Here is a 1,547-nt window from a genome sequence, read left to right on the forward strand (position 1 = left end):
GTCCTCCCAAACCGGGCGCACCTTCTCCCCTTCCGTCGTGGTTCCGTGATCCAAGATTTCGCGGCACATGCTCACGAACTGCTGGTCGGCCTTGCTCATATCCGGCTCCTCTCGCACGCAGCCCGCGCGCGTCGAATAACGTACCTGCTGCTGTGTACCCGCCGCGTCCCCCTTGATGACGCGGATGGCGGCCCATCACACGATGCCCAAACGATATGCACGAAAACGGCCCGCCGGAGAAACGACGGGCCGTATGCGCTACCGCTTGTTGCGCATCTGCTGCTCCATAGCGCGCAGCATATCCATCTCGCTTCCGCCGGAAGCGCCTCCGAAGGGGTTCGCGCCACCCATGAGCTGGTTCATGTTCGTACCGCCCATGCCGGGGATGCCGGGCATACGCATCTTCTTGCCCTTCTTGCCCTTTTTACCCTTCTTGCCGCCACCGGCCATCTGCTGGGTCATGGAGCGCATCTTGCCCATCATCTTGTTCATCTCGCCCCACTGCTTCATAAGGGCGTTCACGTCGGCAGGCGTGGTTCCGGAACCGCGGGCAATGCGCGCGCGGCGCTGGCCGTTGATGATGCCGGGCTTCTCCCGCTCCTCCTTCGTCATGGACATGATCATCGCCTCGTTGCGCTCGAACACGCTCTCGTCGAGGTTGCCGCCCATCTGGTTGAGGGCGCGCTGGCCGCCGGGAAGCATGCCGAGGATGCCCTTCATGCCGCCCATCTTCTTGACGGCGCGCATCTGCTCGAGCATGTCGTTCATGGTGAAGCCCTCGCGCAGCATGCGCTCGGCAGCTTCGATCTGCTCGGCGTCGGCCATCTCCTGGGCCTTCTCGATGATGCCGATGACATCGCCCATACCGAGGATGCGCTTGGCCATGCGCTCCGGGTTGAAGACCTCGAGCGACTCGGGTTTCTCGCCCATCGAGACGAACTTGATGGGCTTGCCGGTAACCTGGCGCACCGAAAGGGCGCCGCCGCCGCGGGCATCGCCGTCGAGCTTGGAGATGATGACGCCGTCGAAGTCGGTGCGCTCAGCGAAGGTGGAGACCACGTTGACGATGTCCTGGCCGGTCATGGCGTCGACGACCATGAGCACCTGGTCGGGCTTGACCGCCTTCTTGATATCGACGGCCTCCTGCATCATCTGTTCATCGATCTGCAGGCGACCGGCGGTATCGACGATGACCACGTCGCGCATGTGGTCGACGGCTTCGCGGATGGAGGCGCGGGCGATCTCGACGGGATTCTTGCCGTCGCCGCGGAACACCGGCACGCCGATCTCGCCGCCGAGCGTGGCGAGCTGGTCGGCAGCGGCGGGACGATAGACGTCGCAGGCTGCGAGCAGGGGGCTCTTGCCCTGCTTCTTGAGCATGTAGGCGAGCTTTACGGCCGCAGTGGTCTTACCGGAGCCCTGCAAGCCGACAAGCATGATGACGTTGGGGATGCGGCTGGACAGCACGAGCTTGCTCTCGGTGGCACCGAGCAGCTCGATGAGCTCGTCGAGGACGATCTTCACGACGTTTTGTGCCGGGGAGAGCG

1 protein-coding gene and 1 pseudogene are annotated in these 1,547 nt (G+C 63.9%); both read right to left on the reverse strand.

The features are described 5' to 3' along the window. Positions 1–99 (reverse strand): annotated as a pseudogene (locus tag I2E26_RS07370) (thymidylate synthase); the annotation flags it as partial. Positions 100–258: 159 nt separating this feature from the next. Further along, the coding region (gene ffh, locus I2E26_RS07375) for a signal recognition particle protein (protein WP_195420218.1) at positions 259–1,547 on the reverse strand (1,289 nt) is incomplete at its 5' end.

The sequence above is a fragment of the Collinsella sp. D33t1_170424_A12 genome, from assembly GCF_015554865.1.
In the GTDB taxonomy this organism is placed as follows: domain Bacteria; phylum Actinomycetota; class Coriobacteriia; order Coriobacteriales; family Coriobacteriaceae; genus Collinsella.